The sequence below is a fragment of the Methylophaga muralis genome (assembly GCF_001720165.1).
Taxonomy (GTDB): domain Bacteria; phylum Pseudomonadota; class Gammaproteobacteria; order Nitrosococcales; family Methylophagaceae; genus Methylophaga; species Methylophaga muralis.
Genome location: NZ_MCRI01000013.1, coordinates 21,845 through 35,197, shown reverse-complemented (window position 1 = coordinate 35,197; position 13,353 = coordinate 21,845). Strand labels below are relative to the sequence as shown.

Genomic DNA, 13,353 nt, shown 5'->3' with positions numbered 1-13,353 from the left:
TTATTCACCTTGTACTGTAATAATTACCCGACGCTGCTGGCGGTGAGTGCGATGTTCCCATAAATAAATGCCCTGCCAGATACCCAGTGCGCATTTGCCATTACTGACAGGGACGACTAAGTCCGGATTGGTCAACACGGTACGGATATGAGCACTCATATCATCCGGGCCTTCATCCTGATGCAAAAACATAGCATCACCATCCGGAACAATGTGTTGCATAAAGGTTTCAAGATCCCGTCTGACATCGGGATCAGCATTTTCACATATCATCAAAGAAGCGCTGGTGTGTTGCACAAACACATGGCAGGTACCCGTAGTGATTCCTGACGCAGCAACAATTTTTGCGACTTCATCAGTGATATTGAGAGTACTGCGACCTTTCAATTCAAATTGTAATTGCTGTTGCAGAATCATCATTTTTTACCTTGTTCAAAAACAGCAAAAGCTTTACCAGAATCCAGAACATTTCTGACCGCATCACCTGCTGCCATTTGCTCTTTAAACAGGCCGCAATGCCATAAGGCCATGGCCGTGCCATAGACCAATAAATCATAGGCCACGCCTTTTTCCCCTTGCAGGGCAGCCAGACCACGCTGTGCAGATTCTGCTGCTGTCAGTTGTTCTTGATCAGGCATCACTCCGCGGGTTTGTTGACTTACGCCAAATGCCTGCGGATCCAGAGAGCATGGTTTTAACGCACCATCTATCAATAAAAAATTATCCGAAGCTTCCCGCAAGGTCGGCACAATACCACCTTCCAGCCCACGTACGATTAATGCGCTGTCAAAGCCACTTTGTTTAGCCAGATAAGCCAGCACAGGTGGATAAGCTTTATGCACAAAGCCAATTTGCAGATGGGTCTTTTTAGCTTTAACTGGCATCACCAGTTTTTCAAGTGTCGCCAAGCTTGGGCGTTTAATCATCAAGCGGCGCAAATCCTGCAGAGCAAACAAACTCGGTGTAGTAATAGCCTGATCCAGATAAGCCCAGCCGATATCGGCATTGTTTAAATGCTCAACAGCTTCAGGAACACTCATTCGAACATTCACCCCTGCGGCTTCTAGAACCTGGGCGTGAGTAACACCAAATTTCGGTGCCATTTCATACACACCCTGAGATAAAGCCGGTAATCCACAGGCTGCCATAACTGCTGGCAAAAATGCTGCGATCGGACAATGACGACTAAACCCGTTAAAAGGATCTGACAGCAACATGACGTTTTCAACATTCAGAGTTTGTTGCCCGGTCTTTTCCTGCATGGCTAAAAGCAAGCCCAAATTTTCTTCATCGGTTTCACGTTTCATTCGAAGTGCAATTAACATCACTGCCATTCTTACTGGATCAACTTCACCTGACAGGATCTCTCGCATCGCTTCACGACTTTCTTCCAGACTGAGATCTTTACTCAGATGGGGACCGGTCGCGACTTTTTTGATGGCATCAGCAACTGCACTCATTTAATTAATCCACTGTATTAGGGTCGCTTCATCGACCACATCAATCCCGAGAGATTGGGCTTTATTCAATTTGGAGCCAGCATCTCTGCCAGCTACCACATAATCGGTTTTGGCAGAAACGCTGCCTGCTACTTTGGCACCCAGTGCCAATAACTTTTCCTTGGCTTCACTGCGTGAAAGATTTTCTAAGGTTCCCGTCAATACAATAGTTTTGCCGGCTAATTCTGAATCAGCATATACCGGTTTTTCTTCCGGCCAATTTATTCCGGCATCTAATAATCGTTGAATCACATCCAGATTGTGCGTTTGTTGGAAGAAGGTATAGATATGATGCGCAACCACTGGTCCCACATCTTCAATTTCGATTAACTCGTCTTCTTTGGCGGCGATTAATTTATCTAATTCGACAAATTGTAATGCCAGAGATCGTGCAGTTGCCTCGCCAACTTCTCGAATGCCTAATGCATATAAAAATCGTGCAAAACGGGTGTTTTTGGCCTGCTCTAAGGCATTAACCAGATTTTCGGCAGATTTTTCACCCATACGTTCCAGAGCCGAAACCTGTTCTTTGTTCAGATAAAATAAATCGGCAGGATCTTTAATAAGTTCAGCATCAACCAGTTGTTCGACCAGTTTATCGCCCAAACCATCTATATCCAGTGCTTTACGTGAAGCAAAATGTTTAATCGCTTCTTTGCGTTGTGCGCCACAGAATAAACCTCCGCTGCAACGGGCAACTGCTTCACCTTCAATCCGTTCGACTTCTGCCCCGCAAACGGGACAATTAGTAGGCATTACAAACTCAACAGCAGTTGCAGGGCGTTTATCTTTAACTACCTGCACCACTTCCGGGATCACATCCCCTGCCCGGCGAATAATCACCGTATCACCGATGCGAACATCCTTACGACGAACTTCATCCTCATTATGCAGCGTGGCATTACTGACCGTGACGCCACCAACAAACACTGGTTGTAAGCGTGCTACCGGCGTTAACGCACCAGTACGACCCACCTGAACTTCAATATCCAAAACCAGCGTGCTTTCTTCCTGCGCCGGAAATTTATAAGCAATTGCCCAACGCGGTGCTCGTGAGACAAAACCCAGACGATCCTGCAATCGACTGTCATCAACCTTGAATACAACACCATCAATGTCATAGAAAAGACTTGCACGCCGCTCACCAAGTTGATGCAGATACTCCAGACATTCATCAACACCTTGTAGCTGTTTGGTGTCGGGACAAACCGCCCCACCCCATTCGCTGATGATCTGCATGGCTTCAGTGTGACTGGCCGGACAATCCATTCCCTGAATTTCGCCAAGGCCATAACAGAATAAAGCCAATGGACGGCTGGCTGTTACAGAAGAATCAAGTTGTCTTAATGAGCCTGCGGCGGCATTACGTGGATTAACAAACAGTTTTTCGTTATTGGCCAAACGCTGTTGATTTAGCTTCTCGAAACCCGCTTTTGGCATATAAATTTCACCACGGATTTCAACCACTTGCGGAACATTGTTACCGTGAAGTTTTAATGGGATATTACGAATAGTTCGGACATTTTCAGTGACATCTTCTCCTACTGCGCCATCACCACGAGTGGCCGCCTGCACTAATAAACCGTTTTCATAACGAATACTGATCGCCAGACCATCGAGTTTGGGTTCTGCAGCATAGGTAATTACAGCATCGGTATTGAGCCGATCCAGAACACGTTGATTAAACGCCGTTAATTCAGCTTCATCAAACACGTTATCCAGCGACAACATCGGCATCGCATGGGTCACCTGGGTGAACTTATCCAGCGGTGCAGCTCCGACTCGTTGTGTAGGTGAATCAGCTGTCGCCAGTTCAGGGTAATCTGCTTCAAGCTGTTTTAATTCGGCAAACAAGCGGTCATATTCCGCGTCGGTCACTTCTGGTTCATCAGCGCTGTAATACAGAAAATTATAACGGTTGATTAAATCTCGAAGTTGCGCTGCACGATTGCTGATTTCAGTTGAAATCGTCATCAGATTTATTGCCTGTCTGCAAAGATAAATTTAATTCAAAAATCCGGTTGCGAATGCCTTCCAGATGCTTATCGGTTATCGGTTCACGTTTTTCATCACACAATATGCCGCCCAGATAAGCAGTCAATTGCTGTGCAGTATCCAGCATGGAATCAAATACAGTGAGGCCATTTATAGGGCCCGGAAGTTTTGCGAATAATAATAATCCCGGTGTTTTCATCGAGATCAGCTGATCCGGTAATAAGGTGCCCGGGTCTAGAATATTGGCAACGCTGAATAAGGTTTGACGACGATTGTTAACGGTATAACGATGATAAATCTGCATATCGCCAAAATGCATTTCTTGCTGATCAAGGGCTGATTTTATAGCGCGCCCGGTAAACATTTGTGATTCTGGCGCCATAATCGTCAGCGCAATCACCATTTCCCAATCGGGAGCTTCTTCGAGCTCTTCGTCTTCGAAATCTTCGTCGAGTTCTAGCTCGTCAAATTCATCGTCAATATCGGCTTCATCTGAATTCAAACGTACTCGCGGTCCATTCGATAATTCAACCGTATCCTGCGCAAAAACCGAATCAAACCGCGCATGAAAATCGCTATTGTCCGTTTCATCAAACCGATCCAGTTCACGCTCGAACTCTTGCGCACGCTGCTGCTGCCGCGAATGGGTATACCAGCCGCCGATCACCAGCGCTACTAAAACAATTACAGACAGAAGAATGATTTCAAACACTTAATTAAATCTACCAACTCAGGGATAATAACGGTTTTGTTAACTGTTAGAGATTACCTATGTCTACGCTACCAAGCAAACAACTGGAAACCTTCGATAACGCTGTACCGGAGCGGGATTATACCATCCACATCGAAACACCTGAATTTACTTGCCTGTGTCCGAAAACCGGTCAACCGGATTTTGCCACGATTAAAATTGATTATGTACCCGATCTAAAATGCGTTGAACTGAAATCTCTGAAACTGTATTTCTGGTCATATCGTGAAGAAGGCGGTTTTCATGAAAAACTGACCAACCAAATTCTTACTGATTTGGTCGCAGCAACTGCACCACGCTTTATGCGTGTCACTGGTATCTTTAATGTGCGTGGTGGTGTCTACACCAATGTCGTTGCTGAATACCGTAAAGAAGGTTGGGTTGCCCCGACACCTGTTCATCTTCCATAAAACATGCGCGACAGCGCATGGATTGGCATTGATTTCGGCACCTCCGGGTGCCGGGTCTGCGCCATTGATAAATCGGCCAGTATTATTGCCCAAACCGAACAAAGCTTCCCCGCCTCGTCAAAATCCTATCCATCGCCCCAACAACAGTCCCAATTTCTTTTCAACACGTTAAAAACTTTGCTAAGCCAACTGTCTGAGTTAGATATTGACTCCATCAGCATTGATGCCACTTCCGGATCAGTGATGTTGTGTGATTTTGATGGACATCCATTAAGTGAGATGCTGATGTATAACGATCAGCAAGCCATTGAGGCTAGCGAAGATATTGCTAAACTTGCTCCGGCAGAATCCGCCGCAAATGGGCCCAGCAGTGGCCTTGCCAAACTAGTCTATTTGCAACGCTTATTTGCATTGCCAGCAAACTATTTTCTATTGCATCAGGCAGACTGGCTGGCCATTCAATTAGGTGCCAAACCTGGTTTTACCGATTACAACAATGCACTTAAATCAGGCTTTGATGTAACCAACAATTGTTGGCCTGATTGGTTAAGCGCACTAACGCCATTACATGTTTTACCGCAAGTGGTAACCCCAGGCACGGTGATTGGCGAATTATCAACATCAGTCATAAAAGCTCTCGGACTCAAACAATCTACACCTCCTCTTATCAAAGCAGGAACAACTGATAGCCTTGCTTCTTTTATTGCAACTGGTGCCAATAAGATAGGTGATGCAGTCACCTCACTCGGCTCAACGCTGGTATTAAAGCTTGTCTGTCAGAGTCCGGTGTTTGATGCCAAACGTGGCATATACAGTCATAAGATTGGCAATCGCTGGTTATGTGGTGGTGCATCCAATTCTGGTGGTGTGGTGTTAAGGCACTATTTCAGTGATGAGCAATTAGTCGCTTTAAGTCAGAAAATTGATTTGCAAATGCCAGTCGAAGATTATTATCCATTGCTAAAACCCGGTGAACGTTTCCCAATAGCGGATCCGGATTCTCCCCCGCGCATGCATCCACGCCCGGCAGAGGACCATCTGTTTTTATATGGTTTACTATCTGGAATTGCTCGAATTGAAAAAGCTGGATATGAATGTCTGCAGCAATTAAGCAAGACGCCATTAACCTCAATACGCAGTGTCGGTGGCGGTGCAAAAAATGCTGTGTGGACTCAACTTCGCCAATCATTGATAGACGTGCCTTTCAAACCAGTACAACACACTGATACAGCCTACGGAAGTGCATTACTTGCAAAAGATGGTCTTAAATTATTTCAGTAAGGTATTGATATATGGGCGATTTCATTCAAGGTTCGCGTTATTTGTTAAGCGGTTTCAAGTTAATCAATCAACCTGGTGTGCGGCGATTCGCCTTCATTCCAATTCTGATAAACACCTTGTTATTTGCTGGCGCTATCTGGTTTGGCATCAGCCAATTTGATTACTGGATGACTCAATTAACACCAACCTGGTTACCGGAATGGTTATCCAATGCCTTAATGTGGATCCTTTGGCCATTGTTTGCGATTTTGATTGTGTTAATTGTGTTTTTTACCTTTTCCATTCTCGCCAATATTGTTGCAGCCCCATTCAATGGTTTATTGGCTGAAGCAGTTGAAAAACGCCTTTCAAATCAACCTCCACCAGAACAAACCTTTTGGCAATTAATTGCTGATACGCCACGGATGATTTTTAACGAATTACGCAAATTGGCCTATCTGCTGAAATGGATGATTCCGCTATTTATCCTGTCATGGATTCCAGGTATTAATCTTATAGCACCGTTGTTATGGCTGTTCTTTTCCAGCTGGACATTAGCGCTTGATTATCATGATTATCCATTGGGAAATCATTTAATGGGCTTTAAACAACAAAGAGAATTGCTCAGAAAAAAACGATCATTGGCTTTGGGTTTTGGCATGACTACTTTGGGCGCGACGATGATTCCGATTCTGAATTTTCTGATTATTCCGGTGGCTGTTGCAGGCGCGACTGCGTTGTATGTTGGACGTCTGCAGAATCTAACTATAATCTCAACAAACCCAAATTAGTTGCAGCCCATATGAAAAAAAGGTTGGGATAAATACCATCCGAACTGATGATTTGTAGATATTTACCACCTTATTTACAGGGTTAAAGTCTGAATTGCTTCATCCATTGGCAATATAGCCTAAACACTGCAGAAGTTAGCAGCACCAAGCATTCCCCCCCTTCAATTAATTTCCTTACTAGTTGAAATCTCATCTAGTTGCGTGATTCATACATTGTGGAAAACTTGCCACATTTATTATTGCGCTTCTAAATAAGAAGCATTATTATTACGCAACTCATCACGCAGAACATCATGTTTCAAATATTTAAATTACAAGGATCGAAAATGAGATTAAAACCACTTTATGTAATGCAAGCATTGGCAATTGCCAGTATTTCAATGTCAGCAAATGCGGAAACACAAACTACTACTCAATTTAAAATGCCTGCATTACAAGTCGTGGGTACTGAGGGTTCTAAAGAAGAGCGTATTTCACGCCAGACCGGTGCTGTGGTTCTCATCGACCGTGAAGAAATTGAGCGCATCCAACCCACTTCAACAGAAGACGTTTTACGCCGGGTCCCAGGTATTAACGCTAAAACTGAAGAAGAATCAGCGGTAGTAAGCAATATCGGTATACGGGGCCTTTCAGCAAGTGAATCTAAATCTTTGATTTTGGAAGACGGTGTTCCTGTTGCACCTGGTTTGTTTATTGGTAATGATCGCTATTTCAATCCGCGTATTCAGCGCATGGAAGGTATTGAAATATTAAAAGGTTCTTCATCTTTACGTTATGGGCCATCCACTATCGGTGGCGTTATCAATTACATAACCAAAACACCTGATGACGGTGTGCATGTATCTACTCGTGTAGGTTCTTTCAACACCCGTGAAGCCACTTTAGAAGCTGGTGGTCGCACAGAATCTGGTGATAGTTTTGCAGGTATTGTTGCTACTCGCGCCCTTAGTGATGGGTTTATGGACCGCGGTTATCGTATGAGTGACATCCTGGTTAAAGCTGGGACTAAGTTAAATGAAAACCATAGCCTTGGTGTGAAGTACTCATACCATGAAAATGAAGCCAACATATCTTATCGTGGCATGTTCCTTAATGATTACAAAGCTGGCAGAACCTATAACCCAGCTCCCGATGATTATTACCTAACCGATCGCAGAGCAGTTGATGTCAACCATGAATGGCATTTGACTGATAACGCCACTCTGACCACATTAGCCTACTGGAGTGACATGTCGCGTGACTATTGGCGCTATGCTGTTCCGCAGGGAAACGTTGCGGCTTCAAATGCTGCTGGGCGTTGGGTGTACTCTGATAACTTGACTGGTAATAACCGCAGTTTTGAGCGGTATGGTATTGAGAGTCGGTTAGCAGTGGATCACAATCTGTTTGGTATAAGTAACCAAGCTGAGTTTGGCTTACGTTTTATGCAGGAAGAGTCTGACGATAAAACTATTGGTGCAACAAGAGCCAATGATCGGAGTGGAACCCTTAACAGATATCTTCGCGATGAGGCTGATAGTGTGGCGGGTTATGTTCAAAACCGCTTTGAAATTACCGATCGCTTTGCCGTTACTCCGGGTATTCGTATTGAATCTTACGAGCAAAAACGCAATGTTCTAATTGCTCAAAATCCTCAACAACTTGGAAAAGTTGAAACGAATAATACTGAAGTTCTACCAGGTATTGGTGCAACCTATCAGTTGATTCCTGAAGCACAATTATATGGTGGTGTCTATAAAGCCTTTTCTCCGGCATCTAATGGAACCTCGCTTGTGGGCGAGAATAACAACCTTGTAGACCAGAAGCTGGACGGTGAGCGTTCGGTGAACTATGAGTTAGGTGTGCGGGGTGAGATAGATCGTATGACTTATGAGCTTACTGGTTTCTATATGGATTTCGATAATCTTGTTGTTACTGGAAACTCCGACCCAAACTTATCTCGCTCTAATGCAGGTGAGAGCAAACATTATGGTTTGGAAGCTGCCTTGGGTTACGAATTGGGCGGCGGTTTCAGTGTTGATACCAATTTAACCTGGGTACCATACTCTAAGTTTGAAGCAGGAGAATTTGATGGTAATCGTCTACCGTATTCACCTAAATTCCTTGCAAACGTAGCGTTAAACTATACCCAAGGTAAATTCTCCAGTTCATTAACGGCCCATCACCGTGGAGAGCAGTATGGCAATGAAGCGAATGACAAAGATATTCCTGAAATTGTAACCAATAATAATACTATCTGGGGCGGCCTAATGCCTTCATATACTGTGTACGATCTTTATGCCCAGTATCAAGTTAGTGAGCAGTTCCGTGTGCGCGGTGCCGTTAAGAACCTGACTGACAAACTCTACATTACTGGTTTACGCCAAGGTATTTATGTTGGCCCAGAACGTTCTTTCGAAGTTGGTTTTGATTACAGCTTCTAAGCTGAAAACAAATGAGGTGCGGCAGCTCTGTCGCACCTCATTTTTCAACATTTGTCTTTTCTATTTAAAAACCAATTCATCCAGCAATAATTCGATCTCGTGATCACAGGAACCACATCCTGAAATTGCGCCGGTTTTTCGTGAGATGGTATCCGTGTCTACAATGCCCTGTTCTACCAGGCTGATAATTTTCCCCCGCGTAGTACCACTGCAATCACAAATTACTTCATCAATATTTTCAGTAATGTCATTTTTGTTATCCATCGTGATTACCTGGCAAAAAAATAATAGTGGAGAAGAATTTTCTGGTTTGGTTTAGCATATTAAATAGCGTTAGTTATGATTAACTCAAGTTATTGTGACGTCATGCCCAAACTGAAATAGTAGCTAATGATTAATTGTTCTTGGTCAGACAAGAGCCTTCCCGAGATCTATCCCATTTTGATTCCGTATTTAAAGGATTTAGCTGCATGTTGAGTAAATTATCTCTACAGCAAAATTTCGCGTTACCACAATCACTAATGAGCTTTTCCAGACTCATTATCGTTATATTTACCAGTCTTTTTTTAAGTGCCACTTTTGCTGAAACATCTAACGAACAGGTCGACGGCACAGCTTTTTCACATGACACAGTTATTGAATATGCTCGCAAGCTTGCTGAAGAACCGTTTAAACAACCAAAAACTGCTCCAGAAGAATTAAAAAAGTTGGATTATTCCACCTATCGGCAAATCAATTTTCTGGAAAATGCGGCAATTTGGGGAGGAACTCCCACTAAATTTTCGGTGCAATTATTTGCCCCCGGATTTCTCTACCAGGATTTAATCGATATTGATGTGGTTGAAGCAGGAAAGTCTTTTCCGCTTGAGCTCTCAGAAAATTCATTTCGTGTACCCAATGAAATCATCGGCAAAAAACTGACTGAAGTAGGTAAATATGCGGGTTTGCGCCTCCACTATCCTCTGAATAATGCTGATTATCAGGATGAATTTATTGTGTTCCAAGGGGCCAGTTATTTCCGCGTCGTCTCCAAGGGCCAGCTTTATGGAATTTCTGCGCGTGGCTTGGCGATTGATGTCGGACAACCAAAAGGTGAAGAGTTTCCAATTTTTAAACGTTTCTGGATTGAACGGCCATCCTCAAAACAGAATGCCATCGTTGTCCATGCCTTACTGGATAGTAAAAGTGTCACCGGAGCCTATCGCTTTGGAATACATCCTGGCTCCCCCAGCAAGGTGGATGTTCAGGCCATTCTGTTTCCTCGCACAGATGTCAAACACGTCGGCCTTGCGCCATTAACATCAATGTTTATGCATGGTGGCATGGATCGCCCTGATCAACTGGATTATCGCCCGGCTGTTCATGACTCAGAAGGCTTACAAATGCGTAATGGCCAAGGTGAACGTATCTGGCGTCCGTTGAACAATCCGCAGACGTTGCAGATAAGTGCATTTATAGATGAGAACCCGAAGGGCTTTGGTTTGATTCAGCGTAATCGTAATTTTGCTTATTATCAGGATCTTGAAGCCAATTATCATCAGCGTCCTTCAGCATGGATAGAACCGGTGGGTGACTGGGGCAAAGGTCAGGTTGAACTGGTTGAGATACCATCAGCCTCGGAAGAAAACGACAATATTGTTGCCTACTGGAAACCAGAAAATGGCCTGAAAAAAGGCGAACCGTTTGAGTTTGCCTATACCTTAACATCTCCTGATGATGTGCCTACCAATAAAAATAGACCCCGTATTGTCGGCAGCGCTAGTGGACTGAAATTATTCGATAAAAACAAAGAAATATTGATTGATTACAGCAACATCAACAGCGATGACATTGAAAATATTGATGTTATTGCCAGTATTAGTCAGGGCAAGATCTTAGAAAGTCGGCTCGAAGCAAACCCTCATATTAACGGTGCACGAGTAGTGATATCGTTTGATTCTCAAGATGCTGATGTTGCAGAGTTACGAGTGCAACTTAATAAAGGTGATAAACAAGCTGCACCAACCTGGCTTTACAGATGGTTAAGCAGAGACTGGAACAATTCTTTATGAGCGTTGAGTTATTGACTGACAATAATGAAAAGAGCATCGCTTATGAACGTGCTCTGCCCCCTGAGTCGCCATTATCCATGCCTCGGCATGGCGTATACGAACAGGGTTTGTCGATGCGTCATAATCAACGGACATTCTTTTATATCCTAAGAACCTTAGTTTCCAGATTATTCGTACTCGCCGTGATGCTGGGATTATCGTATTACGGTATTACCGAAATATATGGTGTTTTAAGTACCACCAATAACGTTACTTACCTACAGTGGTTGTTCTTAATTCTGTTCAGTATTAACTTTCTCTGGGTATCGTTTGCTTTTGCCCAAGCCTTGTTGGGTTTTTTACTTCATCTCAAACCAAGGCTGATAAGACAAGCTGAGCGAGAAGCTGATTTTACCACCGCGATTTTGTTGCCCATCTATAACGAAGATCCGATAAGAATTAAAGCTGCGCTTAAAGTTATGCGCGAAGATATATTAAACAAAGCGCCCGGTAAGTTTGCCTTTTTTATCCTGAGCGACACCAATAAAGCAGATGCCTGGATTGCCGAAGAACAGGCTTTTCTGGATCTAGTCAACAAAGACGAATCCGGTTGCCCGGTCTACTATCGTCGCCGTCAGAATAATTCTGAACGTAAAGCCGGCAATATCGGTGATTGGGTGCAACGCTGGGGCGGCGCTTATGAAGCAATGATTGTTTTAGATGCCGATAGTGTGATGAGCGGTGAGTGCATGCTTAAATTGTCCCAACGGATGGCGGCGTCTCCTGGGGTAGGTTTAATACAGACGTTACCAACTATCATCAAAGCAAACACGTTGTATGGGCGTTTACAGCAATTTGCTAACCATTGTTTTGGCCCAATTTACGCTGAAGGCTTATCTGCCTGGCATGGTTTGTCTTCCAATTTTTGGGGGCATAACGCCATCATTCGCACCCGAGCATTCGCCGAGTCATCTCATCTGCCGATTTTGCCCGGTAAACCTCCATTCGGTGGGCATGTATTAAGTCACGATTTTATTGAAGCGGCCTTATTACGTCGTGCAGGTTGGGGCGTTCGCTTTGACACTGATATTCAAGCAACTTTTGAGGAATCCCCACCGTCGTTGATTGATGTGATGATTCGAGATCGCCGTTGGTGTCAGGGAAACCTGCAACATACGCCGTTTATGTTCGCTCAGGGGTTTGTTCTGCCTACTCGTTTGCATATATTTTCGGGACTAATGTCTTATTTAAGTGCGGTTTTCTGGTTATCGTTAATTGTTGTCGGTTTAGCTATCGCTGTACAAGCAACCTATGTTCGCCCTGAATATTTTGCTAATCCGTCACTGTTCCCTACCTGGCCGGTATTTGACTCGGAACGGGCTTTAAACTTATTTATTGTTTCGATGGCTATTGTTATTGCACCAAAAGTATTTGGCTGGTTTGCAGCACTAATCAATATTCCTCGTTGTATGCAATTTGGTGGTCCAATTCTGTTGACCTTGAGCACCCTGCTGGAAATGATCATGTCGGCTTTATACGCACCCATTCTGATGGTGCATCAATTTGGCGTGGTGGTTGGTATCTTTAGAGGTAAAGACAGTGGCTGGATGCCTCAATCACGCGATGATGGTGCCTTAAACTGGGCATCGGTTGCCCGTGCTCATATTGGTCATACTATCTTCGGTATTATTCTCGCGGTTATCTCGTTAGTACTCAGTAAAGAATTATTTTATTGGTTGTTACCGATTACCGGAGGGTTGATGTTATCCATCCCGTTATCCTGGATAAGCGGCGGCGCCCGGCGCAGCAAGTTAATCAAATGGTTAGGTCTGTTACGGGCACCCGAAGAGAAACATCCAGCACCGATTATCAAAGCATTGGAAGCACAGCTGTCTCAACTTTCTGATCAGCCCAAGCAACATGCCTTTATCCGCTTGCTAAATGATCCACAGCTTTGTAAATGGCATATCGCCCAGCTGCCGGACGATGCTGGACAACGCCCGGTATTTCACCCACCCCGTATTCTGGCGGAATGGAAAGTGCGTCATGCCGAGAGTATGCAGCAACTTGAGACTTGGCTGGAACCAGCAGAATCAATGGCATTTTTAAGTCAACGAGATTGTTTGCAACAACTGAAAAGTCTTGAACACTCGTTTCTTAAACAAGTTGTTTAATTGTTAAATCCAGTACATCG

At 44.0% G+C, this 13,353-nt stretch carries 11 protein-coding genes; 6 read left to right on the top strand and 5 right to left on the bottom strand.

Annotated elements, in window-relative coordinates; genetic code table 11:
* The 4 genes from A9E74_RS07190 to A9E74_RS07175 are packed head-to-tail and all read right to left on the bottom strand — an operon-like array spanning nucleotide 1 to nucleotide 4,206.
* On the bottom strand, nucleotides 1-417 hold the full coding sequence (locus A9E74_RS07190; protein ID WP_069295963.1) for a secondary thiamine-phosphate synthase enzyme YjbQ: 417 nt from the start codon (nucleotides 415-417) through the stop codon (nucleotides 1-3).
* Nucleotides 417-1,460, bottom strand: a complete 1,044-nt coding sequence (locus A9E74_RS07185; protein ID WP_069295962.1) for an anthranilate phosphoribosyltransferase — start codon at nucleotides 1,458-1,460, stop codon at nucleotides 417-419. Before A9E74_RS07185 ends, A9E74_RS07190 begins: the two co-directional genes overlap by 1 nt.
* On the bottom strand, nucleotides 1,461-3,473 hold the full coding sequence (gene ligA / locus A9E74_RS07180) for an NAD-dependent DNA ligase LigA (RefSeq protein ID WP_069295961.1): 2,013 nt from the start codon (nucleotides 3,471-3,473) through the stop codon (nucleotides 1,461-1,463).
* Nucleotides 3,457-4,206, bottom strand: coding sequence for a cell division protein ZipA C-terminal FtsZ-binding domain-containing protein (locus tag A9E74_RS07175; RefSeq protein ID WP_069295960.1), 750 nt, complete (start codon nucleotides 4,204-4,206; stop codon nucleotides 3,457-3,459). Before A9E74_RS07175 ends, ligA begins: the two co-directional genes overlap by 17 nt.
* 59 nt (nucleotides 4,207-4,265) lie before the next feature.
* Here A9E74_RS07175 and queF point away from each other — a divergent pair, with 59 nt between their 5' ends.
* The 4 genes from queF (at nucleotide 4,266) to A9E74_RS07155 (ending at nucleotide 9,129) form a co-directional block, all read left to right on the top strand.
* A complete protein-coding gene (gene queF, locus A9E74_RS07170) occupies nucleotides 4,266-4,655 on the top strand; it encodes a preQ(1) synthase (protein WP_069295959.1) in 390 nt (129 codons plus the stop codon).
* A 3-nt stretch (nucleotides 4,656-4,658) separates the two neighbouring features.
* Entirely contained in the window at nucleotides 4,659-5,936 is a 1,278-nt protein-coding gene (locus A9E74_RS07165) for an FGGY-family carbohydrate kinase (protein ID WP_069295958.1), read from the top strand.
* Nucleotides 5,937-5,947: 11 nt separating this feature from the next.
* Nucleotides 5,948-6,706, top strand: coding sequence for a sulfate transporter CysZ (cysZ, locus tag A9E74_RS07160; RefSeq protein ID WP_069295957.1), 759 nt, complete (start codon nucleotides 5,948-5,950; stop codon nucleotides 6,704-6,706).
* A 326-nt stretch (nucleotides 6,707-7,032) separates the two neighbouring features.
* A complete protein-coding gene (locus tag A9E74_RS07155; protein ID WP_069295956.1) occupies nucleotides 7,033-9,129 on the top strand; it encodes a TonB-dependent receptor family protein in 2,097 nt (698 codons plus the stop codon).
* 60 nt (nucleotides 9,130-9,189) lie between these two features.
* On the opposite strand, the gene A9E74_RS07150 is transcribed toward A9E74_RS07155, so the two are convergent.
* Complete coding sequence (locus A9E74_RS07150) at nucleotides 9,190-9,393, bottom strand: (2Fe-2S)-binding protein (protein WP_069295955.1); 204 nt, start codon at nucleotides 9,391-9,393, stop codon at nucleotides 9,190-9,192.
* 206 nt (nucleotides 9,394-9,599) lie between these two features.
* Here A9E74_RS07150 and A9E74_RS07145 point away from each other — a divergent pair, with 206 nt between their 5' ends.
* Nucleotides 9,600-11,180, top strand: a complete 1,581-nt coding sequence (locus A9E74_RS07145; protein WP_069295954.1) for a glucan biosynthesis protein G — start codon at nucleotides 9,600-9,602, stop codon at nucleotides 11,178-11,180.
* On the top strand, nucleotides 11,177-13,333 hold the full coding sequence (mdoH, locus tag A9E74_RS07140; RefSeq protein ID WP_069295953.1) for a glucans biosynthesis glucosyltransferase MdoH: 2,157 nt from the start codon (nucleotides 11,177-11,179) through the stop codon (nucleotides 13,331-13,333). The genes A9E74_RS07145 and mdoH overlap by 4 nt, the downstream gene beginning before the upstream one ends.
* Nucleotides 13,334-13,353 lie beyond the last annotated feature (20 nt).

Coding starts and splice junctions, on each gene's coding strand:
- A9E74_RS07190 (WP_069295963.1), bottom strand. CDS start 417: ATGATTCTGCAACAGCAATTACAATTTGAATTGAAAGGTCGCAGTACT.
- A9E74_RS07185 (WP_069295962.1), bottom strand. CDS start 1,460: ATGAGTGCAGTTGCTGATGCCATCAAAAAAGTCGCGACCGGTCCCCAT.
- ligA (WP_069295961.1), bottom strand. CDS start 3,473: ATGACGATTTCAACTGAAATCAGCAATCGTGCAGCGCAACTTCGAGAT.
- queF (WP_069295959.1), top strand. CDS start 4,266: ATGTCTACGCTACCAAGCAAACAACTGGAAACCTTCGATAACGCTGTA.
- A9E74_RS07165 (WP_069295958.1), top strand. CDS start 4,659: ATGCGCGACAGCGCATGGATTGGCATTGATTTCGGCACCTCCGGGTGC.
- cysZ (WP_069295957.1), top strand. CDS start 5,948: ATGGGCGATTTCATTCAAGGTTCGCGTTATTTGTTAAGCGGTTTCAAG.
- A9E74_RS07155 (WP_069295956.1), top strand. CDS start 7,033: ATGAGATTAAAACCACTTTATGTAATGCAAGCATTGGCAATTGCCAGT.
- A9E74_RS07150 (WP_069295955.1), bottom strand. CDS start 9,393: ATGGATAACAAAAATGACATTACTGAAAATATTGATGAAGTAATTTGT.
- A9E74_RS07145 (WP_069295954.1), top strand. CDS start 9,600: ATGTTGAGTAAATTATCTCTACAGCAAAATTTCGCGTTACCACAATCA.
- mdoH (WP_069295953.1), top strand. CDS start 11,177: ATGAGCGTTGAGTTATTGACTGACAATAATGAAAAGAGCATCGCTTAT.